A 24,565-nucleotide genomic window follows, 5' to 3' on the forward strand; every position below is an offset into this window, starting at 1 on the left:
ATTGAAAAATTGAATTCGGATAATTCTTGCATTCTCCTCTCTTATTTTTAGATAAAAAAATCATGATACGGAAATTTAACGCCATTCTCCTTCTTCTTACACTACCGCTTTTTGCGTTGGAATCTTACGCACAGCAAATGACCTTTTTTGATTTCAGGCCTGCAAGAGACAGTATCCAGATTTCTCGTGCCATATCTTCCTATAATGTCGGTTCAGATAAGGATTTGTACCTGTTGCTATCGCCCGGTGCTTCCCTTCAAGCTGAACTTACTAAAATCGCTCCTGCATTAAAAGCAGAAGAACTAGTGGCTAAGGGTAATTATAGTTTTAATTTTTATGTAGATGGTAAAAAGGTTTATACTGAAAACCTTGGACCAGGTGCTATCCTGCCACAAGATAAAACTACTAATCGTCCTCTGGATATTGTGCTGATCAGCTCAAATAGGTCTGGATTATGGAGCATTAACCTTTGGGACCGCTTTATGGCAAAAGCTGGAATGTCGCTTTTGAGTGCACAACCAAAAGTGCTTGAAATAGGTGCGAGTGTTTATATTGAACAGAATGGCACAAAATATAGTTCGGTGCTGGCAAAGGCAAGAATTAATGTGACCAGAATTCCGAGGAAAATTGATCCACTGAAAATGGCTCCGCAGCCCATAGCTGCAGAAAGTGGGTTTAAACTTTCCAAAGGGAAGCTGAATGAAGAACTGATTGTTGCACTAAATACAAAAATTGCCGATCAAACCTACCGCATGATCAACGGTATCGTGGTCTTGAAAAAAGGGGAATTACTTCTGGAACAGTATTATAACAGAGAAAAAAGGGAAACCCTGCACGATCCGAGATCGGTGAGCAAATCGGTAACCGCAACTCTTACAGGAATGGCTATCAAGGAGGGTTTTATTTCTTCTGAAAATCAGACGCTCATGGAATTCTATAAGCTCCGGAATTATGCAAATTATAGTACCAAAAAGGATAGCGTAAAAATTGTAGATCTATTGAGTATGAGCGCTGCATTTGAAGGGAATGATGAGGTGGAAACCTCTGTTGGAAATGAGGAGAATATGTATCCAACAACTGATTATACGAAATTTGCACTTGACCTTCCAATGGATTCCGGACGTCAAAATGGTCAAAGTTGGTCATATTTTACCGCGGGTACCAATTTAGTAATGGATATTCTCGACAAAAGTATACCGGGCGGGGCAGAGGCATTTGCGAATAGCAGACTCTTTGCACCGTTGGATATAGAAAAACTTGAATGGGCACGAACACCTCAGGGCAAGCCTTTTGGTGGTGGCGGACTCAGATTACGCGCCCTTGATTTTGCGAAGTACGGTCAATTGTATTCAAATGGTGGCGTATATAATGGCAAGCGCTTGCTCGAAAAGTCTTGGATAGCGAAAAGTTTTTCTCCTTTACAGGTTCTTCCGGCGGATAGACCTGGTTTTTACGGGCTTCTTTTTTGGAATAAGGCTTTTGTTGTAGCTGGTAAATCCTACCAGGTATATTATAGTAGTGGAAATGGTGGAAACAAGATCTACATGTTCAAAGATTTGCCCGTTGTAATCGTGATCACCGCTTCGGCGTATGGTAAAGCCTTCGCACACGTCCAGGCGGATGAAATCGTAGAAAAATACCTGCTACCGGCAATTTTATAATGTTTTAAACTGCAAGGCTCAATGTCCTGCGCTCATAAAGCAAAAAGACATTAAGCTTTGCCGTTTTTATGGCAATCCCTACTTCGCAGAATAAGCTGCCAGTTGACCAGAGATTTCTTTTATTGTCTTTATACTGAAAGAATGCCTGCCCATCAGCCATCTTTTGATTTCATCAGGATTGATGTCCACAGAAACAGCCAGTTCATTTTCTGAGACACCTCTATCGGCTAAAGTTTCTGCTGTTTTACTGGCAATGTCCAGGTTTAGTTGCGTTAATTCCTCTATGGCAGGGTTTCCGTTTTCTTCCAGCCAGATTGATACAAAATCGTTATCTTCCATTTGTGTTTTTAGTAATTTTCTAATTGTTCCGGGCCTGCGCACGGTATGTTCATTTGGGCGGCAAATTTAGTGATATTACCCGCATTATTGTAATTAGAGTCGAAGCTTGCTTTTAATAAATATGTTTTTTAAAGCAGAAATGGGATGAATATTGACTTACATAGAACATTAATGACTAAATTTTGATTTGTATTCAGTCGGGCTTAAGCCGGTAACTTTTTTAAATATAGTTCTGAAGGCTTTCGCATCAATATAGCCTACCGAATACATGATCTCGTTAATGTTTTGACTTCCTGTTTCCAATGCTCTTTTTGCGGCCTCTATCTTTACCTGCTGAATGTAGTCAACTGGAGGGAGTTGTGTCGCCTTTTTGAACCTTCGTGAAAAATTGACCCTGTCCATATTACATTTGGCGGCAAGGAAATCAACGGTTATCTTTTCGCTGGTATTCATTTCAATGAAATCCTGAATATCCCTGATGATTTCATCGGCGTGTTTTTTAAGGCCCGTAAATATCTGAAATGGGGATTGTGAATGCCTTTCAATATCCAGTTGCATAAGTTTTGTGCAGAAAAGAGCTGCTTCCCGTCCATTATGTTTTTCTACAAGATAAAGACACAAGTTAAAGGCCGACATCGCGCCGCCCGATGTGTATATACCCTGATGATCTGTGATAATTTTATCTGTTGCCAGTAGTGTTTTGGGAAACATTCTTTTAAATACCGCTTCTGCTCTCCAGTGCGTTGAACATGGTTTACCGTCCAAAAGACCGCATGCTGCCAGCAAAAATGCACCTGAACAAAGGCTTGCTACTTCTGCTCCGTTTTTGTACTGGTCAACTAACCAGGTCAGGGCTTCTGCATAGCTTGTTTTAGCATTTTCTTCTGGTTCAAATGCTGGAATAATGATACAATCCGTTTTTTTGACTTCGCTGGTATGTTTCAAAGACCGAAGCGAAAAAAAGGAATTTAGCATTGGCTGCCCAAATTCCTCACCAACTAATTGAATGGAATAACAAGGAGGCCGCCCTTTTTCCTGTAAAAACAGATTGGCTTTTTCAAATACTTCAATCGCACCAAATAAAGAGGAGGGTTTCAATTTGCCACCGACCAGCAAAAAACAGATTTGCTTCATGATTCAAATATACAAGCTCCGTTTTGTACAAACAACCCCTTAAGTTGCCATATGTACACCCTGTTGTTATGCTGATCGCAGTATAGTTTTGCCTTAAATAATATCTGCTCATAAAACTAAAGAAAAATGAAGCCTTTCAAAATTGAAATTAGCGCCACCCAAATTAAAGATCTAAAATCAAGGCTGCTTAAAACCCGCTGGCCTGATGAGATAAGGGATAGTGGCTGGGAATACGGAACAAACCTGGCTTACCTAAAAGAACTATGCGATTATTGGGGCAATGAATTTTCCTGGCCTGTACATGAAAAAATATTAAATCAATTCGAGCATTTTAAGACTGAAGGGGAAGCTGTAAACCTGCATTTTATTCATCAAAAAGGTAGAGGAGTAAAGAATTTACCTCTTTTGCTGATTCATGGCTGGCCCGATTCTTTTTATAGATTTATTAAACTAATCCCCCTTTTAACCGAACCAGATGATAATGGGATTGCTTTTGATGTCATCATTCCATCTATTCCTGGCTTTGGATTTTCTGAACTCCCAAAAGAAGAAGGTGTTGGCGCTGTTAAAATAGCCAGCTTATTCAATAAATTAATGGAAACGCTTGGCTATACTACTTTTTTTATCCATGGAGGTGATTGGGGCGCAAGTATAGCCACTCAAATGGCTATGCAAGAAAATAAAAAAGTAAAGGCCCTGCACCTCACCAATATACCACCCGATCTATTTTTCACTGCTAACTTCGCTGAATTTGGTGAAGATGAACAGGCTTATCTGCAAACAGCTGGTAAATGGCAACAAAAAGAAGGCGCATATGTTGCTGTTCAAGGGACTAAACCTCAAACATTAGCTTATGGCTTAAACGATTCTCCTTCCGGGTTAGCAGGCTGGATTATTGAGAAATTCAATAGCTGGAGTGATAATAAAGGTAACATTGAGAATAGTTTTACTAAAGATGAACTACTGATAAATCTTTCGATCTATTGGTTTACCCAAACTGCTGGTTCTGCTGCAAGAATCTACTATGAAACCATGCATCAGCCGGCTAAGGAAGGAGCGGTGAAAATTGATACACCTACATATTTCGCAATATTTCCAAAGGACTGTATCCAGATTCCCGAAATTTTTGGAAAAAGGATCTTCGAGATAAAGCGCTGGAAAAATATGGATAATGGCGGACACTTCCCTGCTATGGAAACCCCTGGTTTACTGGCAAAAGACATACGTGAGGCTTTTACGGATTTTTCTGCGTTTGCTATTCGTAATGCTGATTATGACGTTAATACTGTTGCTCATGATGGTGACTGAGGCAGTGATCCAACATGTTGGTAGGTATTGATCAATACGCCCGTAGGAGTAACCTTGGAACTGATAAATGAAAGTTCGCGCGGATCGGCATTGTCCGAAAAAAAACGTTTTCCCCGGCCTAGTAAAACCGGATAGACAATTAGCACAACCTCGTCAACTAATCCATGGCTTAGCAATACCGAAGTAAGTGTTGAACTTCCGCAAACGATCAGGTCGGGGCCGTCCATTGCCTTGAGGCTTCGGATACTAGTGATGATATCTGCTCCTAAACCCTCAGCAGGACCCCATTCAAGGCTTTCTGGTCTGTGGGTAGCGACATGTTTTCTCGCGGTGTTCAAACTATTCGCTATTGGACTATCCCCGGCCTTTGGCCAGAAGCTTGCCCAGCTATCATAAGTGCGGCGGCCAAGCAGCAGATCGAAGTTATTGCCCTGTGCCTCGATGACAGCTTGTAGCCCAGCTGGCGTACGGTAAGGTGTCGTCCATCCGCTATGTGCGAAACCTTCGTCGTTTTCGTGCTGGATGACGCCATCGAGTGAGCTATGTTCCATAATTCTGATCTTTCTCATCTTATTTACATTAGTTTAAATGTTTGTATAAAGTTAAACGAACGGGATACCTAAATGTGGGGGTAATCGTGACAATATGAGGGTGCTTTTGAGACACCTTCATATGCTTTGATTTTAAAGAACTAAAATGAATGAGCTCTATAATTTACCATAAAAATCCGGAGTAGGATTCAGAGATTTATTTTGCCATTGATGCCAGTAAGGATAAGTTGGCGGTACAGTACTGGCTTCATCGAGTTTCTTTACCTGATCTGCATTAAGGTTCCATCCGATAGCCTCCAGGTTTTGTTTCAGCTGTTCTTCATTCCGTGCACCAATAATAATGCTGGACACCGTAGGACGTTGCAACAACCAGTTCAGGGCTACTTGTGCTACGGTTTTGTTTATTTCTTGCGCTATTTCTTCCAGTGCATCAATCGTGTTGTAAAATATGTCTTCCTTAACCACCATCTCCGGAACCGGACTGCCACCTTGTGCTACACGTCCCTCTTTTGGAACAGGCTTGTTACGGCCATATTTACCACCTAACCGACCAGCAGAAAGAGGAGACCAGATAATGGCGCCTACATTTTGATCAAGTCCAAGCGGCATCAGTTCCCATTCATATTCACGGTTTGCCAGAGAATAATAAACCTGATGGGCCACATAGCGGTTCCAGCTGTTTTTCTCTGAGGCTGCGAGCGACTTCATCAAATGCCAGCCAGAGAAGTTGGAGGCGGCAATATAGCGGACCTTACCACTCTGTACCAGATCGTCCAATGTTCTCAGGGTTTCCTCCACCGGGGTATTGCCATCAAAACCATGCATATGGTACACATCGATATAGTCTGTAACCAGGCGTTTCAAGCTTCCCTCAACTTGCTTTAAAATATGTAAACGGGAGGAACCCTGGTTATTGGGCCCTTCACCAAAAGTAAAGGTAGATTTGGTAGAAAGGATCAGTTTATCTCTTTGCTTACCGGCGATGGCTTTTCCAAGTACTTCTTCGGCAAGCCCGTCTGAATAAATGTCTGCGGTATCAAAAAAGTTTACACCTGCTTCCAGGCAAATATCGATTAGTCTTTTTGCTTCCTCGGCTTCTGTACTTCCCCAGGCTTTGAAAAAATCATTGCCACCGCCAAATGTGGCTGTTCCAAAACTCAGTACTGGTACATGTAATCCCGATGCACCTAATTGTCTGTATTCCATTTTTCTTGTTTTAAATATATAACCTGTTAATTCGCGTTCACTCTGTTAATTCGCATTTACTTTGATACGTTCTACCAGATAGGGTGGTTTTCGTAAATCTTTGCCGTCATTAAAGCCAGGGAGGCGGTTCCATTGTCCCAGGGTCACGTATAGGTAACCGTTGCGATAAGCCAGACCGTCTGGCCAGACAAAATTATCTTTATCGTGCGCGAGCAAATGAAATTTGCCATCGGTTGTTCGCTGCACAAGAGATTGCTGCTCAAAGGCACCAAAGTAGATGTTCCCGTTTTCATCCTCCGCGAGTCCGTCGCAAGCAGGATGTTCGCCTTCATATTTCACCAAATCCCGCAATTGCTGTTCACTGATAGCAGGATTGCTCAAGCTTTCGGTAGGCAGGCTATACATCCGGCGACCAGTAATTGCTGTCCAGTATAATGTTTTACTATCCGGACTAAGTGCTAAACCATCGATACCACCAGCAGGAAAGGTTTGTGCTTTAAAATCGTAGCTGAGTGGCTTGCCCTCCAAAAAGCCCATAAACCCAGGCTCGGGCGATGTGCTATAATGGTTCAGCAAAACTTCCCTGGTTTTACCCGTAGCTACATCGATAACCAGCAGAGAGTAACGCTCCCCGAAACCAGAATTTGCAATGTATACTGTACCCTTTGCGCCATGCGATAAATCTACGCGCAAGTCATTGTAATGAGAATCATCAGAAAGAACTGGCTTTGGAATCACCAGCGTATGGAGAATTTTCTTTGTTTTGCTATCCAGTGCAACCACTTTAGCCGCGCCTTCGGGTATTTCCTTAAGTCCATCGCGCTTGCCATCATCCAAAATCCACAATACATCATTTTTATCCATATATAGACCATGTGGCGATACTAACCAGTCTTTGAAAGCTTTAGATGAAGGATATACATATTCTGCATTGGGAAAGGGTACAGGCTTCCCATCAACTAATTCTGCCAGCGCAAATGACTGGTGATTATCAGCATGACGCGGAAAACCGAGGAAGACCCTGTTGTCTGAACTTACAGCGATACCTGACATATCAGGTGCCGGAGGATTTAGCCTTGCGATTACCTCGGGCTGCTGTGCCTTTAGTTTGCTGCCAGTGACTATGTTCAGAAGTAAAAAAGATATCGGGATAAGGTATTTCATTCTATTCATTATTTTTTGTATTCAATCAATTCATATCTGTTACCCCATGGATCACGGAAGAAACAGCGTTCTCTGCCATCTATTTCAGAGGAAAAGCTAACTGGAATGCCCTGCATCTTTAGAAAATTGATGGCTGCTTCCAGTCTGGAAACCACAAAAGCCGGGTGCCGGTCTGAGGTTGTTTTATGTCCTTCTTCCTCCCTGAGATGTAACTGTATGTCGGCCATTTCAAACCATATTGCTCCACGGGGATGCATGCCAGGAATTTCTTTAAGTTGCAGCACTTCGGTATAAAACTTTCTGGCTGCTTTCTTTGATCCTGGCGGTATGATAATTAGCAGATGGTCCAGTCTGATAAGCTCAAGCATGTATTATTTTTTTAGTGGTCCTTTACTCACCTCTTTTCCCGCTTTATATACAGCGAAGATTTTCCGGGTATTTTTAATGTCCGTAGCTGGATTAGCATCTACGATAAGTAAGTCTGCCGTTTTTCCTTTTGCTATGGTACCGGATTTCTGGTCGATCCTTAAAACTTTAGCGGCATTCCTGGTGCCTGAAGTAATGGCCTGTAATGGAGTTAAGCCAGCCTGTACCATCAGCTCCAGTTCCAGGTGTTCGCTAAAACCCTGCGCCCTTACCGGCGTGGCGCCACTATCAGTACCCATCGCTATCAGGATACCCGCATCATTTAACTTCTTAAGATTTTTAAGCGCTGTTTGAAAGGCCTTTACATTTTTAGCATAATCTGGTGAATTTTTCAGATCACTCTGGTATTTCTCTGAAGTGATCATTTCGTAAACGCCAGGTTCCAGTGAATTTCTGAAAAAAGGATCATTGAGCCATTCCGGTTTACGTGCATAGATATAGGCAAATTCATCCAATGACAGGGTAGGGATGTAAACTACATTTTTCACCTTCATCTGCTGTACCAATACATCATCGATTACACTATCTCTGATGCTATGCCCAATGATATCCAGGCCATCATTAACTAGTTTACGTGCATCGCTCAGGTAATAAGCATGCGCTGCTACACGCAGGTTGCGCTGGTGTGCCTCAGTAATGATCCGCTGATAGATTTCTGGTTTCATCTTCGTGAATTTACCGCCGAAATCATCTACCCACATCTTCACTACGTCTGGTTTTACTTTTAAAAGGCTATCCATTTCTGCCGGTACTTGTGCTGCGGAGGCAGGGCGGTATACATTGTCCATTCCAAATTCCACGGGTGGTGCACCTTTAGGTACTCCAAAACCATAACCGGCAGAATGTATCCTTGCGCCAGGCAACAGTCCGTTCAGAGACGAATCCCGAAGACCACTTTCAAATAACAGCGGCCTGTCGGTACCCATGATCATAACATTGTTAACACCATAGTCCTGATATTTTTTTAGCTGGGCCATGATATTTTCCCTTGTATAGTTTGCTGCTTTGGTGTTTGTTCCCTTCAATGTACCGAGATGCATATGGGCACTGATAAGTGCGGGCATAATAGTTTTGCCTTTAAGGTCAATTACATGCAGTCCTGCAGTTTTCAATTTGCTACCGATAGCAGCTATGCTGTCACCCTGTATCAGAATATCCATATGTTCCCGTGGCTTGCCGCCGTTGCCATCGATCAATGTAACGTCTTTCAATAAAGTACCGCCATTACCGGGTAAATCTGCACTTTTGAAGGAAGGCATCAGCAGGGTTGTGCTGAGTAATAAAGCTCCTGTTGTAATGATATTTTTCATAGGTATATATTGTTTTTGATGTCTTCATTTATAAACCTTTAGCGGTGACGCTTTGTTTTTTCTGAGATCTATAATCCCCGCTTTCTTACAAAAATCGGTAAACCTATTTTGTTTGCCTTGTATAAATCTGGTGTTTTGTTGTAGATTTATCCTGATTTTTGGATTCCTTTATGATGAAAACACAGTTTGATCAGTTAGTGATACATGATTTTGAAGAGAAAATATTCCATCTGCCCGCACATAGCCATACTTATTATGAGCTCGTGTACATCCGTAAAGGTTCGGGGATCCACCTGCTGAACAATAATAAAATCCCTTATATTACAGGTGACTTGTTTATTCTAAGTCCTGAAGATCACCATCATTTTGAAATCAGAAAAAGTACGCACTTTACTTTCATCAAATTCACAGATAGTTACTTTTCAGGACACAAGATGAACAGACCGGATGCATTGATTCTATCTACACCAGAGGCTATAATGAGCCATAAGCTGCTGAAAGAAGTGAAACTGAAAATGGATGAGCCCTGTGTTTCTATTCTCCGGAAGATCATAGAAAATATTGTGGATTATAACTGCCGCAAAGATGTTGCTTCGTCTCCACTGGTTTATTATCAGATCTTGTCTATATTCGGGCTGATCAGAGAAGCAGCAGCAAAACTGAGTATCCGTATTGATGACGGCCAACCCGGCAAGGAGGAACTGATATCGTATATCCACCAGCATATTTATGATCCGGCTTTGATCAGAATCAAGCATATTGCCCCCCATTTTAATATTGCTGTTACTTATTTTAGTGACTATTTCAGGAATAAATTTGGTATCAGTTACCGGGCATATGTAAATGAATACCGCATAAAGCTTATTGAAAAGCGGTTGAAGGATCCTTCATTAAGTATGAAACATATCGCTGATGAATTTGGCTTTACAGATGAAAGCCATTTGTCTCACTTTTTCAAAAGCAGGAGGAAGCTGAGTCCTGTGAACTTCAGGCAGCAAGATTAAGCAGACATGAATTTTTAGATTATAAATAATAATTGTAAAAATTGGCTAAATTAGCTACGCCATGTAAGCCGGCAAATAGGGCATATCATATAGCTAAGAACCATTAATGGACAAAATTTCAGTTATAATCGCTTTAATAGCGATGTTCATTTCATTGTTTTTATCTTTTTTTCTGATTACAGTCAAAACAAAACATAAATTAAGTAATTGTCTTTTTGCTTTTTTCCTGATTTTAAATGCCATTGATCTTAGCATAAATCTAGGCTACTTGTTTGAAATCCCTTTAAATACAAGAGTTTTTATAAGCTCAATTTTTTTCTTACAACTTCCAACCTTTTATTTATACATTTTATCCGTCTGCTATTCCGATTTCAAGCTAAAACCAGGACATTTAATTCATGGAATTGCTTTTTTAATAGCCAATCTAATCTTATTGCCTCGCTTTTATACTGTCAGTCTGGCTTCTAAAATTAGTTTTCTTAAAAAAAGCAGCAGTATGCTGGAAATACAGTTCAATCATATTTTATTACATATTCAAATTATAGTATACGTCGTTGCAGCTTTTATGATATTAAGAAAAGCAAAAAAAATATATCTTGAAAATTATACAGGAGCAAGTATGGAGTCGCTTAATTGGCTATTTCAGTTTACGGTGGCACTGTCTGCCTTTTATTTTGTAGCGCTGTTAAAAAACATTTTTAAGTTTACTGAATACCTTTACATTTCCGAATGGTTAAAAATTGGACTTTTCTTATTTGAACTGATCATCGTTTTTTGGTATTTATATAAAGCATTAAATAATCCAGGCTTATTCAGAAATATCGATTCAAGATTAAAACTTGTAGCGGATATAGTTTCCGAAGACAAAAATAGTGTGCAATTAGTTTTACGTGAAAAAGAGTACAATGAAGACTTGTTGAAATTAAAGAAATATATGATGGAGGAAAAGCCATTTCTTAATCCTTCTTTAACCATTCAACATGTCTCTAAAGACCTTAAAATCCCCGTTCGGGATTTATCAGTTTTAATCAATCATAAATTAGAGCAGCATTTTTATGATTTCGTGAATACCTATCGTATAGAGCGTGCTATGGATATTTTAAGAGATGCTACAAAAAGTAAGGTCACTGTACTAGAAATTCTATACGATGTAGGTTTTAATTCAAAATCTTCTTTTAATACGGCCTTTAAAAAGCACACTGGTAATACACCTACTTCTTATCGTAAGATTCTGTAAAACAGGTTTTTGTAATTACTCGTACTTTGTCTTTTTAATTACTCATACTCATTTTTTGAAACAAATGCGTTCGACTACTTTTACTCGGTCGCATAATCTTGATCACTTCAACATATTTGTATCGAAATAATTTTTAATCTAAAACCCGATACAATGAGAACCTCATTAAAATTTTTAGCAGCGCTATTATTAGTAAGCAACGTTTCGTTTGGACAAGACATCCCGAAAAGAATTGATTCATTAATAAAAGATAATTACAAAAAAAATCCTGACGTGGGTATTAGCGTTGGTTTTATCAAAAATAATGAAGAATACTATACAGCTTATGGCAATTTGAATGTAGAAAGTCAAATCAAAATTGATAAAAATTCCCTATTCGAAATCGCATCTATCACTAAAATTTTAACCTCGAATTTGATTGCGCAAGCTGTAGTTGAGCATAAAATTAAAACGGATGATTACATCGACGGTTTCCTTCCGAAAGCGTTTGTATTACATGAAAACCTTAAGAACAAAATAAAAATTTCAGACCTGGCGTCTCATCAATCTGGTTTGCCAGATATAGATTTTGCAAAGTTAATAGAACTAAATCCGCAACAGCCTGTAAACAATGTAACTATAGAAACGCTGACTGCGATAATCAATAATTGTACTGACCTTAAAGATCACGGGAAATACCGTTATTCTACGATTGGTTATACTTTACTAGGGCAAATACTAGAAAAAGTGTATGGCAAGAGTTATGATGAAATTATCAGGGAGAAAATAATTAAACCGTTAAAGATGTCAAATACATTAACGAAAGACTTTAACGTAAAAAACAGGACAACTGCTCATAATCCTGAAGGCGGCATTCAGGAATTCTTTAAGTGGAATATTACAGCACCTGCAGGATTAGTAAAATCTAATGCTTCTGATATGGTTACCTATTTAAAAGCAGTCTTAAATGAAAAAACTGCAGTAGGAAAGGCTGCGGTAATTACTGAAAAAATATGCTATAAAGATAAAAATAGAGAACTGGGATTAGGACTAAATATTGGGACAGATGACAATAATACACTTTATTTAAAATCAGGTGATTCTATGGGGCAATCATCGATTATATGTTACAATAGAATTAAAAATTGGGGTATCATCATACTTCTGGATCAAAGGAATTCAAAAATGAGACAAGACCTGTTGAATGAAATTTGTGATACCATTTTAAAATAATGACCCAATAGGGGAGATAGGTTGAAAAATAAACTTACCAGGCTTTATATTGCATATTGCAAGATAAAGCCTGGTTTTAATTTAAATAGTATTTCGTCGAAATTAGTCTCAAATATTAAGGAATGATCTTTTCCTCCCGAAGCCGATCAAATAAATTCATAAATGATTCTTCTGTATTCTGATATTCTCTGAACCCTAATCTTCTGCTATTTGACATATCAGTCATAACTTCTATTGGCCTTCCTAAATCAAGATCAGTATGCCATGGAGAAGCCAACTGATATAAACTGTTTTCTTCCAAACCATGACGTTTTACAAGTGCATCCCATACTATATTATCGTCACGCATTTGTTTCTCAAGCACTTTCGCCGATCCTTTAAACCCTTCAGATTCAATGTCAAAGTATTTAGCAATACGCTCCCACAGCCAGTTCCATCTAAATATATCTCCGTTTACAACGTTAAAAGCTTTGTTCTTAGCTTCTTTAGTGGTGGCAGCCCAAATGAGTTGTTTAGCTAATAAACCAGCATCAGTCACATCTGAAATGCCGTTCCACTGCGCTTCTGAACCAGGCCAGATGAATTTCTGTCCTTTGTGTTTACAAATGCTTGCGTACACGGCAAGAGTTGTGCCCATATTCATGAGATTTCCAACCGCTTTCCCTATTACCGTATGTGGTCTATGTATACTCCAGCTAAAGCCATCGCGTTGAGCAGCATTGTAAACCTCATCTTCTTGTGCATAATAGAAATTTGGAAAGCTGAGTCTTGGTTGTTCTTCTCTAAGAGGAGTGACGATGAAGTTGTCTTTCGAAGCAAAAGCTTCAAATGGGCCTAAATAATGCTTAAGCCCAGTTACTAAAGCTACATGTTCAACTGTTTTTTTTTCTGACAGCACTTCCAACAGGTTACGTACCATACTGCCATTAAACAAAATATTTTCCGCTTCAGTGTCTTTTCGCATCCAGGTTGTAATAAATACATGAGTTGGATTGATATTCTTCAGAGCTTCCTTTAGTTTGTCCTGATCTAAAAGATCGGCTGTTATTAAGTGGACACCATCATTACTGGTTTTTGGTTTTCGTGCCAGGCCAAATGTTTGCCATCCGTCAGCAACAAGTTCTTGTGTTAAACTAGCTCCGGTAAGGCCGGTGGCACCTACTACTAATGCAATTCTATCCATTTTTATAAATATTTAAATGTGCACTGCAAAGTTATCGTACTTGAATATCAGTAAATATTGATCTGGAACAAGTAATTTTGTTGATCCAGGACAAGTATTTTACTTACTTGATGCTATTCATAATCTTCTCTCGAGATTATAAACACGAGGTTTCTGCATATATCGCCTTCCTGTAGGATATACTGCTTACGCCGAATTTTTTTGAATGTAAAAAATCCAGATATATCTTGTTTTTCTTTATCATGAATCAGACGAATTTCTATTGAAATTTTGTTGTGTAAAAGTATGGTGTCATTTGCAATATTATTAATATAATTTGCTAATATTTAATCATGTTTAAATTAAGCTGTTAAAAGATTATGGAGAAAATAGCTGTACAACCGACTCCTGCAACTAACCGTACCGTCATTTTAGATAGCTTACGTGGTTGGGCCATCATTGGCGTTGTGATTGGAAATTACGACCACTTTGCTGAGGCTGGGAATAAAATCGAGCATGCTCCCAATGTAATTTCTACTTTCCTGCAATATTTTATTGGTTATGTAGTAGCTGCCAAATCATGGACCATGCTGAGTTTACTGTTTGGTTATGGCTTTGCTTTAGTAATGAATAATGTGGTGGCTAAAGGCAAGAATCCGGTACCGTTCTTTTGCCGGCGAATGTTCTGGCTGCTGATACTTGCCTTTACCAATTCTGCCTTCTGGTTTGGTGATGTGCTGAAGGATTATGCCCTTTTAGGATTTGTCTTATTGTTATTTCGCAAACAATCCACTAAAACCATTCTTTGGGTCGTTGTTGCAATGGTGTTACTGGTACCCTTTGCTGCCGCTTATATATCTTATTTGAAATTATATAACCACGATGAGGCAAAATCTCATTTTATGCACTTATACTATAGCCATAACTGGATAGATCTTTTCGTAATGAACCTGAAAGGTACATACTATACCGAAATGATCAATCCGGGATATGCAATTATCGCACATATGATTATGCTGGCCTGCATGCTGCTAGGATTTGCTGCCCAGCGGATAGATTTTTTTAACCGTCTGGGGGAATTTAAAAAACAATTGAAAATTGTGTTTTTTGCTACGCTTCTGTTTTCTGTCGCGTCTAATGTAGCACAATCTTTTATCCAGAAAGCAAATCCGGATTTCTTTAATTGGTTTAAGCCTTATTACTGGATTACCCTTAGCACTATGATTTGCATTTTATGCGGTATTTGCTGGCTTTATCTGAACGGAAAAATGCAGCGTTTCTTTACTAGTTTGCAGGCCATGGGTAAAATGACACTTACTAATTACATGATGCAAAGTATACTGGCATCTTTCATTTTTTTAAATGTAGGTTTAGGTATATTCAATACTAAGCCATACTGGTTTTATATAGGTATAGCACTGCTGATTTTTAGTATTCAGGTTGGCTTTAGTAAATGGTGGTTAAGCCGTTATAATTATGGGCCGGTGGAATGGATATGGAGGCAGCTCAGCTATGGAAAAAGGTTTCCCATCCATAAGAAAAGATGAGGTTGTAGTGTTTCTGTAAAGCTTTTTGTGATCCTGCCAGGATTCTAACCCTATATAATGGACTTTACACCAATATATATTTGAACTTTTCAAGAATAAATTATATGCTCAATACGGCCAACTTTACTTTATAATTTTAAACTATAAAAAATGAGCAAAACAATTTTAATTACAGGAGCTGCAAGTGGTTTTGGTAAGATAGCTACATTTGAGTTGGCCAGAAGAGGACATAAAGTAATTGCTACTGCACAAGTTTATCCACAAATGAGTGACTTAATACGAGAGGCGAAGGAGCAGAGAATAGAACTTACAGTTGATAAACTTGATGTTACTAACCCCCGCGATATTGCTTACATACATGAAAAGTATGATATAGATGTATTAATCAGTAATGCGGGAATCATGGAAGGCGGACCTATTGCAGAACAACCACTGGATTTGATCCGTGATATGTTTGACGTGAATGTCTTTGGAGCATTGAACTTGGCGCAGGGTTTTATTAAGAAATTTGTAGCAGAAAAAAAAGCAGGTAAAATTGTATTTACATCTTCAATGGGTGGTTTGTGGACAGTGCCTTATGTTGCAGCTTATTGTGCATCTAAACATGCATTAGAAGCAATAGCAGAAGGTTTGAGAACAGAGTTAGCATCTTTCAATATTAAAATTGCAACCTGTAATCCTGGTGTATTTGATACTGGTTTTAATGACCGCGGTGTCGATTCGATTGCCCGCTGGTATGATCCTGAAGTTAATTTTACACCTTCATCTGTATTCGATGGTACTACTAAAGCATTGGCAAATCAGTTAGATCCGCAGTCAATGGCAGATACAATCGTAGAGGTGGCATTGGATGATAATTCCAACTTCAGAAATGTACATCCAAAAGAAACGGAAGAATATGTAAAACAACTGCAAGCGGAAGCGTGGGCAACAAAAAGCTAAATTCAATCAAGAATGCACAGCTGAATAAGCTGTACATTCTTTTTTACAATTAAATAAGATGAATATAACCTATAAAGAAGCAGTAAAAACAATGGATGCTGCAATTGAAAAGGCAAAAGAGTTAAATATTCCAGTAAGTATTGCGGTGGTAGATACAGGAGGACACTTAGTTTCTTTTGCAAGACTGGACAGTGTTTACGGAGTTATTGACTTTGCTGTTAAGAAAGCAAGAACAGCTGTAATGTTTGGTGTAGACAGCGATGTTATGGGTACCATTATTGCGGGGGCTGATAGAAATGGATATGGAATGATCAATTCCAATGAAGGTTTGCTTACTATTGCAGGTGGTGTGGTTATCAAAAACAAAGGTGGAAATATCATTGGTGCGATAGCTTCATCAGGTGGATCACCTGAGCAGGATAAAGAAATTGCAAGTGCTGGCAGTTTCTCCTAGAAATTAAAGATATGGCGGGAAGTAATGAAATAATATTTGACAAGCTAGTTTACTCTTGCGCTTTTGAAAAGTACCAGGGGCATGAAGAGTTTATACCTGAACATTTTTTGGGTTTTCAATTGTCTGGGGAGACGCATGCATTCCATGCACAGGGAAATGCAGTAGTCATCGAAAACAATATTGTGCTGGTGAGGAAAAATCAATTGATACGGACTATTAAATATCCATCTAAAATTGGGAAATATCAGTTTGTTTCTATTACTCTTGATAAAGAAACTTTGCAACAGTATGCGATTGAAAATAAGATCATTGTGGAAAAAAGATATGATAGCAAACAAAAGATGTTTTTTGAACCGAATGATTTTCTCAGGAATTATTTTATCTCATTAACCCCGTACATTAATAAGAAAAAAGAAGCCACACCAAGATTGGCAGATTTAAAAATCAGGGAAGCTATAGAACTACTTTTACAATGCAATCCTGATTTTAAATCCATCCTATTTGATTTTTCTGAACCCTATAAAATTGATTTGGAAGAATTTATGAATCAAAATTATATGTTTAATGTTCCAGTAGAGTCTTTTGCTAAACTCACAGGGCGTAGTCTTTCGGGATTTAAACGTGATTTTACTAAAATATTCGGTACTACACCTAAACACTGGTTACGGGAAAAACGTCTGGATGAAGCTTATTACAGAATTAAGCAGAAAAAACAAAAACCTGCTGATATTTATTTGGATCTGGGCTTTGAGAATCTGTCCCATTTCTATTTCTCCTTTAAGCAAAAATTTGGTGTAACCACTTCGGAAATAAAATAGGGGAAATAAATATTTTAGTAGTCGGAAGAACATCTAACAAGTACTTTTTTTAGATAGCAATACAATATCGCAAGCCATAATTGACCATTTAGTCAATTACGGCTTGCGATATTGTTCAAATGTTAATTGTGATAACTTACTTTTTTAAAATTTAAGTATCTGATATTTAAATTCTTATATCATTTTCAGATTAATTGTTTTGTCAGTGGGCTGTAAAGATGAATTGTTCTTAATATTTAATATTCGTATAATGAAAATATGACCAAAAGGTCATTTATATTTGTCCTGTTGATAATTTGAATCAAAGCATTTCTGAAAACAGGAACAATCAACGAGACTACTCATCCATATTGCTACAGTTTATAACAAGAATTAATACCATGAGAAAATTAGAAAATAAAGTAGCGGTTGTTACCGGCGGTAACAGCGGAATTGGTTTAGCTACAGCCATATTATTTACTGAGAATGGTGCTAAAGTTGCAATAACAGGCCGCGATAAGAAAACTATTGATGATGCCGTAAAAGAAATCGGTAACGGTGCAATTGGGATTGTCAGCGATGTATCAGAAATTAAAACCCTGGATGCTCAATACAAAAAAGTTAGTGATAGCTTTGGCAAAATCGACGTACTTGTGGTAAATGCTGGTGTGTACATATCAGGCACATTGATCGACTTCACTGAAGAACAGTTCGATCAGGCCACTGACATTAATTTCAAAGGTGTGTTTTTTTCTGTTCAAAAAGCATTGCCTTATCTCAATGATGGTGCCTCCATAATTCTTACATCTTCTGCTTCAAGTGAAATGGGGGTAGGGGGCGTGTCTGTGTACTCAGCTACGAAAGCCGCAGTATATTCACTTGCCAAAGCGTTTTCAACTGAATTGGCCGATAGAGGTATTCGCGTGAATATTATTTCCCCTGGTCCGGTAGAAACTCCTATTATGAAACGCGGTGGTGCTACAAAAGAGCAGATAGAAGATTTGAAAGTGATTGTAAGCGCGACAACGGTCATTGGTAGAATGGCAAAACCTGAAGAAATCGCAGAAGGATTTTTGTATTTGGCATCTGACGATTCTAAATATATGCTTGGTAGCGAACTGTTACTTGATGGCGGGATGAGGATTAAATAGAAACTATAACGAATATTCTAATGACTAAAGCAGAAAAAACAAGACAATTCATTATTGAAAAATCGGCGCCTATTTTTAATACCAAAGGCATATCTGGAACAGTGATGACCGATATCATGGAAGCAACCAAGCTTGCTAAAGGAAGTCTTTATGTACACTTTGAAAATAAAGAAGACCTGTCTTACGCCGCTGTTGATCATAATATGCAAATCTTGAAAGACATAAGCAATAAGATTATTAACAAGCACAAAACTGCAAAAGGTAAGATTATCGGGTTCCTGAATTTATTCAGTGACCCTCTTAATCACCCTGTTTTTGGAGGCTGTCCGATGCTGAATTTTGGCATGGAAGCAGACGATACCAGCCCAATCATTGCTGACAAAGTAAGTAGCATGATCAAAGAAGTTCTGCAAGAACTGAAAGAAATTGTTGATACGGGTATCGCAGCGGGAGAATTTAAAGCCGACTGGGACTCCAGGAAGTTTGCAGTGATGGTTTTTGCCTTGATGGAAGGTGGGAACCTGATATGCAGAACAACGAAAAGTAATGCGCAGATGAAAATCATTGTGCAAATTATTAAAGATGAGATTCATAGGAACTCGCTTTGATACCTATTAAATAACCCCTGGGATAACATGAAATCATGTCAAAATATTGAAACTTTAATTGAAAGGATGAGGCTTTTTATGCCATCGTCCGGATCATGGCCATTTACGGTGATTAGCTTAAAAAGTGCCGAGTTGAAAGGATTGAGCTTTGAACCGCATATAGTATCGGCTCATCAACTTCTTTTTCTACTAAGAACAGATTTCAGCCTGGTTGATTTCGTGGATTACATTTCAAATACGGAGGAGTTTCATTCAATTCCTGTCGCTAATCAGAATATTTATATAGAAAACTATTCTCAAAAGATGAAAAGTAATTCTGATTTGATCAGTTGGAGTGAAAAGGTTGTTAGTTTAAGTATTGGTATAGCAATACGACTATCCGAAACCCTCGATTTATGTATAGAACCTATTGAGGCTGAATTGCCAGAATTAAATGATACTTTCCGGTTTAGAGACCGAAGTCTTGAAGCCTATCGATTATTTGACATCTATATATGTCATTGAAAATACTAACGCAATTTAGCGATTATAACTTATAAAATTAAAATATTAGCATGTCATATTGCACCCTCATCGAATACTTGCCTGATCACAAAAAAGCCTTGCATAAAGCTTACCATGATCTTCAATACGGTTTCCCTATCCATGATGACAACGAACTTTTTGCAAGACTAATCCTGGAGATTAATCAAGCAGGATTAAGTTGGGAGACAATCCTGAAAAAGCAGAATAATTTCCGAAGAGCCTATGACAACTTTGAGCTGAAAAAAGTAGCAATTTATACGGATCAGGACAGGCTTCGTTTGATGAATGATCCGGGCATTATCCGTAACCGTCTTAAGATCAATGCGGCCATAGAAAATGCGAAAACTATTTTATCTCCTCAAGGAGAATTCGGTTCCTTTGAAGAATGGATACGTGAAAATCATCCTAAAAGTAAAGAAGAGTGGGTGAAGCTTTTTAAAAAGACTTTCCGGTTTACCGGTGGTGAAATAGTGAATGAATTTTTGATGAGCATTGGAGTTCTCCTGGGGGCTCATGTGAAAAGCTGCATCATCTATGAACAAGTTCTAAAGGCTGAACCTCTATGGAAAAATCCCGTATAGATAATACCCTTTTCCTATTAAGATTTTACTAGTAAACATGAAGACTGTTGATATAAATTGAAATGCCTCGCAATTAAAGCTTATTGATAAAGCTAATGATCTCCTGAACCAGTGCAGCGGGTTGTTCCTCTGGAATGTAATGTCCACTGTTTTCTATTAAGCCACCATATAAAACATTTGCCAATGGCTCCATACGATCATGTAAGTCAGGTGCGCTTCCAACATCACCGCCCAGAGCAAGTACGGGAACGGTCAATTTGACTTCCTTCAAGGATTTATTTTGTTCCATATCTTGCAGTACCGCGCGATAATACCCAAGCATCCCTCTCATACTACCTAAACCAGCATAAACACGTTCATATTCATCAATATCTTCCTTTTTGAAGGTCTTAACGAAGTTTGCTGTTTTGTGGTTAAAAAACCATTCGATTAAAATTCGTTCGCGGCCTTGAAATAAGATCTCCGGGAGGTCAGCAATTGGATTAAATAGAAAATGCCAGTTTCGCCAGTTGTCTGCTCCAAGGGTAATTGTAGGCTGAAGTGTAACACCGGGAATATTACCATCCAGCAAAACAAGCCCTCTTAAAGATTTTTCATAGGCATGCGCAAACGCATAACCTACCCATGAACCGATATCATGGCCTACAAATACGTAATTTGTTTCACCCAATTTATCTAATAGGGCATAAACTCTTTCTGCCGTTGTTTTAGTGTCGTAACCATCTGCAGGTTTATCTGAATCACCTTGTCCCGGCAAATCTATGGCTATGACTTTGTATTGTTTTGCAAGTAATGGAATTACATGTCTCCAGGCATAAGAACTTTGTGGAAATCCAGCTATAAGAACAATGGTAGGGCCTTTCCCACTTTCAAGGAAATGAAAACGAATACCTGCCGCTTCTATAAACCGATGCTGAATGTCTGCTGTTGTTGTCTGTTCCATGTTCAATTAATAAAAAAAGTTTAGGTTTAAAAGGGTGGGTAGCTTTTATAGTTGTGGCTAAAGAAACTGCTAATCTTTCTTTAGCTCTTTATCTGATGGTTTTGGATAGTAGTTTTTTATCTTTTCTCCTCTGCCTTTTATTTTTACGGGCGTTTTTCTATCGGGGCTGGTTGACACCACTCAACGAGTTTTTCTGCTAGTTCGCCTGGACGCAGGACTGCTGATGGATGATCATGTCCAATGATGGAGTTTGGCATTCCGTCTGCCTTTGCAGAAAGTGGGTCTTGTACTAATATCAGTCCGCCGGCTTTAGAAATGGCTTGAGCGCCTTCCAGTCCGTCATTACCGCCTCCGGAGAGGATAATGCCGACAGCCTTGTCTGCGAAATCTGCAGCCAGGGATTCGAAAAAGATATCGATCGAGAAGTTCAGGATTTTTTTATCGCGGGTTTTGACTTTGAGTCCGCTGTCTTCGATTTGCAGTTGTGAATTTTCAATGAGTACGTAGATGTTCCCGGGTTCTATTTTTATATCTTTCTCGACTCTGGATACTGGAAGTTTGGCGTCTGTTTTTAATAGTTTATCTAAAATGCTTTTGTGGTCACGGTGCAGGTGGGTGACTACGATAAAAGCGATGTTGAGTTTTGCTGGGATGTGCTGGAAAAATTCAACCAAAGATTCTAGTCCGCCTGCTGATGCACCTATGCCTACTGTAAAATGTGTTTTATTTGTATTCATCTGAGTTCCTCTCTTTTTGTTAATTGTTTAACTGCAGGAAGTGGTTTCCTGTAGAAATGCTTATTATTTAAACGTGTTTCTGATGGAATGGTTTGAAAAGAGTGGGTTTTACTGAGTTTGTATAGTGTTTTTAATGATTTGCTGAACAATTGAGAGGGCTGCGTGATTACTTGATAAAAAGGAACTTTATGGAAGTATTTGATATGCGCTTTTGCCTGATTTTTTGATCTAAGTAATCTGATTGACCTGGATGTTTATTTAGCAGTGATGTTAGCTGTTTAAACAATTATCTGGTCTGTATGTTGGATTGGTATTTGACCTTATAATTAGCTTTATGAAATCTATCAGTGCGGGAATATTACTATATCGCATGACTGCTGAATTACCTGAAGTATTTTTGGTTCATCCTGGTGGACCTTTTTTTCGAAATAAGGATAAGGGCTACTGGACAATTCCTAAGGGGGAACCTGTAGGACAGGAGGAATTGATATCTACTGCTTTGCGTGAATTTTATGAGGAAACTGGTTATTCACCGGCAGGTGATTTTAAGGAGTTGAAGTCGATTGTACAGAAAGCTGGAAAAGTTGTGCATTGTTGGGCGGTAGCTGGAGATTTAAATCCTTTAAGTATGATCTGTAATACTTTCGCCTTGGAGTGGCCACCTGGATCTGGGAAAGTTGTGGATTTTCCAGAGGTTGATAGAGGAAATTGGTTTTCTCTGGATCAGGCGAGACCACTTATCAATTCGAGGCAAATCAGCTTTTTAGATGAACTGGAAGAAATACTTACAGCTGGCTGATAACATTAGTCAGTTGTCTGTTTTACAGGATTGTGCTTTGCTTTCGCAAGGCTGGTATGTGTAATATAGGTGTTTGCTTTTTGGGTTATATCGTGTTTTAATGGGACAGTTAGTACGTTTTAAAACATTATTTCCTGGAGTGTGTTTAGTTGAGATTAACCAATTTTATATAGGATGAATATGGAAGATTTTAATTTAAATGCTGAGCATTATGGTGTTGTTGGGAAAGATGATTTTACCCAGGGGATTAAAGATGTTGTTGTTGACCAGGTTTCCGGACCGGCTGGTACTGATGTTAATTTAGATGGTGTTCAGCAAAGTTCTAATTTGTATCCGCTTGAGCAGGAGTTGAATAGAGATGGAGCTACTGGTCATGAGGATGAAGATTTAGGCATCAATTCTGATGGAACCAATCCTGGGACCGAATATTTTCCGCCATTAAATGAGCCCTGAGCGGATCGATGTTGGTGTGGTAAATTGTCTGAGTTATGAGCCTGGATTTTGGTCGTTTTTGATATGAAGCAGGTTTTCTGTCTGCTTTTTAAGCTCCTGGAGTTTTTCATTGACTTTTGCAGTTTTCACTTTTAGCCCGGCTGATTTTTCTAAAAGCGCTTCAGTGAACTTTTTATTTTGGATTGAAGCTGAATTATCTTGTTGATTTTCCATATTGTTAGCTTTTAATGTGGTATAATTAATAACGTTTTTATCTGTTAATTATTGGGGTGATCTATTTTAGGTTTTGTTGTTATGGGAATAAATAATGATCCTGCTTACTATTCAGGTACCAGTGGCTTGCTGTTGCCGGTGCGCAATAAGCTTTTTTATCCGGAGGAATTTAAAGAGGAAAGCAGGTTATGTTTTTATTCTTCGATGATGAACAGTATTGAGATCAATAGTTCTTTTTACAAAATACCAATGGGTTCAACTGTTGCGAAATGGGCTAAGGATGTTCCGGAAAATTTTAGATTTACCTTTAAACTTCCTAAGATGATCACACACAATAAGGGACTTGCTTTTGATCCTGAATCTGTAAAACATTTTATGCAGGTTATTTCTTTGGCAGGAGATAAAAAGGGGTGTTTGCTGGTGCAGTTTCCCCCTGGTGTACGTATTGCAAACTTAAGTCAGCTGGCTTTATTAATGGCTTGTCTGCGTGAATGTGATGAAGATGGTGACTGGAATATCGCTCTGGAGTTTCGCCATGTGTCTTTGTATTGCGAGCAGGTTTATCGCTTGCTTGAAGAATATGGTTTGGGAATGGTGATACAGGATAAGCTACCTGCCAGTACTCCAATGCTGGATACAGATCTCAACTTTGTGTACTTGCGTTTCCACGGGCCTGGAGGGAGTTACAAGGGAAGTTATCAGGATGATTTAATGTCTGAATACGCCGATTATATCCGGGAATGGATGGCAGAAGGAAAAACAGTGTATACTTATTTCAATAATACCATGGGCGAGGCAATTGCTAATTTATTTACGCTGAAAGATTTGGTTCTTGGAACCATGAGGGATGATTCGTGATAAGTTTAGTGGTGAATTAATAGCACTTGAAGAGCTCATCAAAATTTGTGATAGGGCGATGTCATGGATCAAGCGGAAAAGTTGGGGGGAATGATTTTAGGCATATATTTTAGAAAGTCTGAATAAGAAGAATTTGATATCTCTTACTCCTCTGGAAGTTGCTCTGAAAGCCTTAACCTTTGCATTAAAAGATTCTGCGGAAGCATTAGTAGCCCTGTTGGTGAAGAAGTTCAGAATAGATAA

At 38.7% G+C, this 24,565-nt stretch carries 28 protein-coding genes; 16 read left to right on the forward strand and 12 right to left on the reverse strand.

The features are described 5' to 3' along the window. Positions 1-62 precede the first annotated feature (62 nt). Entirely contained in the window at positions 63-1,661 is a 1,599-nt protein-coding gene (locus ABIB30_RS20630; RefSeq protein WP_354304933.1) for a serine hydrolase domain-containing protein, read from the forward strand. Between the two features lie 78 nt (positions 1,662-1,739). Here ABIB30_RS20630 and ABIB30_RS20635 read toward each other — a convergent pair whose 3' ends face one another. Next, a complete protein-coding gene (locus ABIB30_RS20635) occupies positions 1,740-2,000 on the reverse strand; it encodes a hypothetical protein (RefSeq protein WP_354304934.1) in 261 nt (86 codons plus the stop codon). Positions 2,001-2,168: 168 nt separating this feature from the next. After that, positions 2,169-3,134, reverse strand: coding sequence for a GlxA family transcriptional regulator (locus tag ABIB30_RS20640; RefSeq protein WP_354304935.1), 966 nt, complete (start codon positions 3,132-3,134; stop codon positions 2,169-2,171). 126 nt (positions 3,135-3,260) lie between these two features. Here ABIB30_RS20640 and ABIB30_RS20645 point away from each other — a divergent pair, with 126 nt between their 5' ends. Further along, positions 3,261-4,442, forward strand: coding sequence for an epoxide hydrolase (locus tag ABIB30_RS20645; RefSeq protein ID WP_354304936.1), 1,182 nt, complete (start codon positions 3,261-3,263; stop codon positions 4,440-4,442). On the opposite strand, the gene ABIB30_RS20650 is transcribed toward ABIB30_RS20645, so the two are convergent. The 5 genes from ABIB30_RS20650 to ABIB30_RS20670 all read right to left on the reverse strand — a co-directional run bounded on the left by ABIB30_RS20650 (position 4,427) and on the right by ABIB30_RS20670 (position 9,099). After that, positions 4,427-5,011: a dihydrofolate reductase family protein gene (locus tag ABIB30_RS20650; RefSeq protein ID WP_354304937.1), complete on the reverse strand. Its 585-nt coding sequence runs from the start codon at positions 5,009-5,011 to the stop codon at positions 4,427-4,429. The two genes, ABIB30_RS20645 and ABIB30_RS20650, sit on opposite strands and share 16 nt — an antisense overlap. 138 nt (positions 5,012-5,149) lie before the next feature. Then, positions 5,150-6,199 carry an aldo/keto reductase gene (locus tag ABIB30_RS20655; protein ID WP_354304938.1) on the reverse strand — a complete coding sequence of 350 codons (1,050 nt, stop codon included), beginning with the start codon at positions 6,197-6,199 and terminating at the stop codon, positions 5,150-5,152. 45 nt (positions 6,200-6,244) lie between these two features. After that, a complete protein-coding gene (locus tag ABIB30_RS20660) occupies positions 6,245-7,363 on the reverse strand; it encodes an L-dopachrome tautomerase-related protein (protein ID WP_354304939.1) in 1,119 nt (372 codons plus the stop codon). An 8-nt stretch (positions 7,364-7,371) separates the two neighbouring features. Then, on the reverse strand, positions 7,372-7,731 hold the full coding sequence (locus ABIB30_RS20665; RefSeq protein ID WP_354304940.1) for a VOC family protein: 360 nt from the start codon (positions 7,729-7,731) through the stop codon (positions 7,372-7,374). Positions 7,732-7,734: 3 nt separating this feature from the next. Next, positions 7,735-9,099 (reverse strand): amidohydrolase family protein, encoded by a 1,365-nt coding sequence (locus ABIB30_RS20670; protein WP_354304941.1) that lies wholly within the window; start codon positions 9,097-9,099, stop codon positions 7,735-7,737. Positions 9,100-9,269: 170 nt separating this feature from the next. Between ABIB30_RS20670 and ABIB30_RS20675 the strand changes: the two genes are divergently transcribed. From ABIB30_RS20675 to ABIB30_RS20685, 3 genes are all read left to right on the forward strand, one after another. After that, the gene (locus ABIB30_RS20675) at positions 9,270-10,103 is read left to right on the forward strand and encodes a helix-turn-helix domain-containing protein (RefSeq protein WP_354304942.1); all 834 of its coding nucleotides are present in this window, start codon (positions 9,270-9,272) and stop codon (positions 10,101-10,103) included. A gap of 106 nt (positions 10,104-10,209) precedes the next feature. Beyond that, the gene (locus ABIB30_RS20680; protein WP_354304943.1) at positions 10,210-11,340 is read left to right on the forward strand and encodes a helix-turn-helix domain-containing protein; all 1,131 of its coding nucleotides are present in this window, start codon (positions 10,210-10,212) and stop codon (positions 11,338-11,340) included. Between the two features lie 153 nt (positions 11,341-11,493). After that, a complete protein-coding gene (locus ABIB30_RS20685) occupies positions 11,494-12,552 on the forward strand; it encodes a serine hydrolase domain-containing protein (protein ID WP_354304945.1) in 1,059 nt (352 codons plus the stop codon). A gap of 115 nt (positions 12,553-12,667) precedes the next feature. Here ABIB30_RS20685 and ABIB30_RS20690 read toward each other — a convergent pair whose 3' ends face one another. Beyond that, a complete protein-coding gene (locus tag ABIB30_RS20690; protein WP_354304946.1) occupies positions 12,668-13,735 on the reverse strand; it encodes an SDR family oxidoreductase in 1,068 nt (355 codons plus the stop codon). 359 nt (positions 13,736-14,094) lie between these two features. On the opposite strand from ABIB30_RS20690, the gene ABIB30_RS20695 reads away from it, so the two are divergent. The 8 genes from ABIB30_RS20695 to ABIB30_RS20730 all read left to right on the forward strand — a co-directional run bounded on the left by ABIB30_RS20695 (position 14,095) and on the right by ABIB30_RS20730 (position 20,319). Next, on the forward strand, positions 14,095-15,261 hold the full coding sequence (locus ABIB30_RS20695) for a DUF418 domain-containing protein (RefSeq protein WP_354304947.1): 1,167 nt from the start codon (positions 14,095-14,097) through the stop codon (positions 15,259-15,261). A 150-nt stretch (positions 15,262-15,411) separates the two neighbouring features. Further along, positions 15,412-16,203, forward strand: a complete 792-nt coding sequence (locus ABIB30_RS20700) for an SDR family oxidoreductase (RefSeq protein ID WP_354304948.1) — start codon at positions 15,412-15,414, stop codon at positions 16,201-16,203. A gap of 58 nt (positions 16,204-16,261) precedes the next feature. Further along, positions 16,262-16,657: a GlcG/HbpS family heme-binding protein gene (locus ABIB30_RS20705; protein WP_354304949.1), complete on the forward strand. Its 396-nt coding sequence runs from the start codon at positions 16,262-16,264 to the stop codon at positions 16,655-16,657. 11 nt (positions 16,658-16,668) lie between these two features. Beyond that, positions 16,669-17,475, forward strand: coding sequence for a helix-turn-helix domain-containing protein (locus ABIB30_RS20710; RefSeq protein WP_354304950.1), 807 nt, complete (start codon positions 16,669-16,671; stop codon positions 17,473-17,475). Positions 17,476-17,855: 380 nt separating this feature from the next. Further along, positions 17,856-18,605 (forward strand): SDR family oxidoreductase, encoded by a 750-nt coding sequence (locus ABIB30_RS20715; protein ID WP_354304951.1) that lies wholly within the window; start codon positions 17,856-17,858, stop codon positions 18,603-18,605. Between the two features lie 20 nt (positions 18,606-18,625). Further along, positions 18,626-19,213 carry a TetR/AcrR family transcriptional regulator gene (locus ABIB30_RS20720; protein WP_354304952.1) on the forward strand — a complete coding sequence of 196 codons (588 nt, stop codon included), beginning with the start codon at positions 18,626-18,628 and terminating at the stop codon, positions 19,211-19,213. A 27-nt stretch (positions 19,214-19,240) separates the two neighbouring features. Beyond that, positions 19,241-19,717: a hypothetical protein gene (locus ABIB30_RS20725; RefSeq protein WP_354304953.1), complete on the forward strand. Its 477-nt coding sequence runs from the start codon at positions 19,241-19,243 to the stop codon at positions 19,715-19,717. Between the two features lie 50 nt (positions 19,718-19,767). Next, positions 19,768-20,319 carry a DNA-3-methyladenine glycosylase I gene (locus ABIB30_RS20730; RefSeq protein ID WP_354304954.1) on the forward strand — a complete coding sequence of 184 codons (552 nt, stop codon included), beginning with the start codon at positions 19,768-19,770 and terminating at the stop codon, positions 20,317-20,319. Positions 20,320-20,392: 73 nt separating this feature from the next. Here the strand turns inward: ABIB30_RS20730 and ABIB30_RS20735 are convergent, their stop codons facing one another. Next, entirely contained in the window at positions 20,393-21,262 is an 870-nt protein-coding gene (locus ABIB30_RS20735; RefSeq protein ID WP_354304955.1) for an alpha/beta fold hydrolase, read from the reverse strand. 143 nt (positions 21,263-21,405) lie between these two features. Continuing rightward, positions 21,406-21,999, reverse strand: coding sequence for a chemotaxis protein CheB (locus ABIB30_RS20740; protein WP_354304956.1), 594 nt, complete (start codon positions 21,997-21,999; stop codon positions 21,406-21,408). A 334-nt stretch (positions 22,000-22,333) separates the two neighbouring features. On the opposite strand from ABIB30_RS20740, the gene ABIB30_RS20745 reads away from it, so the two are divergent. Then, positions 22,334-22,798 (forward strand): NUDIX hydrolase, encoded by a 465-nt coding sequence (locus tag ABIB30_RS20745; protein ID WP_354304957.1) that lies wholly within the window; start codon positions 22,334-22,336, stop codon positions 22,796-22,798. 180 nt (positions 22,799-22,978) lie between these two features. Next, positions 22,979-23,251, forward strand: a complete 273-nt coding sequence (locus ABIB30_RS20750) for a hypothetical protein (RefSeq protein WP_354304958.1) — start codon at positions 22,979-22,981, stop codon at positions 23,249-23,251. A gap of 33 nt (positions 23,252-23,284) precedes the next feature. Here ABIB30_RS20750 and ABIB30_RS20755 read toward each other — a convergent pair whose 3' ends face one another. After that, positions 23,285-23,464, reverse strand: a complete 180-nt coding sequence (locus ABIB30_RS20755; protein ID WP_354304959.1) for a hypothetical protein — start codon at positions 23,462-23,464, stop codon at positions 23,285-23,287. A gap of 81 nt (positions 23,465-23,545) precedes the next feature. On the opposite strand from ABIB30_RS20755, the gene ABIB30_RS20760 reads away from it, so the two are divergent. Then, positions 23,546-24,322, forward strand: coding sequence for a DUF72 domain-containing protein (locus ABIB30_RS20760; protein WP_354304960.1), 777 nt, complete (start codon positions 23,546-23,548; stop codon positions 24,320-24,322). Between the two features lie 96 nt (positions 24,323-24,418). Here ABIB30_RS20760 and ABIB30_RS20765 read toward each other — a convergent pair whose 3' ends face one another. Then, the gene (locus ABIB30_RS20765; RefSeq protein WP_354304961.1) at positions 24,419-24,559 is read right to left on the reverse strand and encodes a transposase; all 141 of its coding nucleotides are present in this window, start codon (positions 24,557-24,559) and stop codon (positions 24,419-24,421) included. Between the last annotated feature and the right edge of the window lie 6 nt (positions 24,560-24,565).

It is taken from the genome of Pedobacter sp. UYP1 (genome assembly GCF_040547305.1).
GTDB lineage: Bacteria > Bacteroidota > Bacteroidia > Sphingobacteriales > Sphingobacteriaceae > Pedobacter.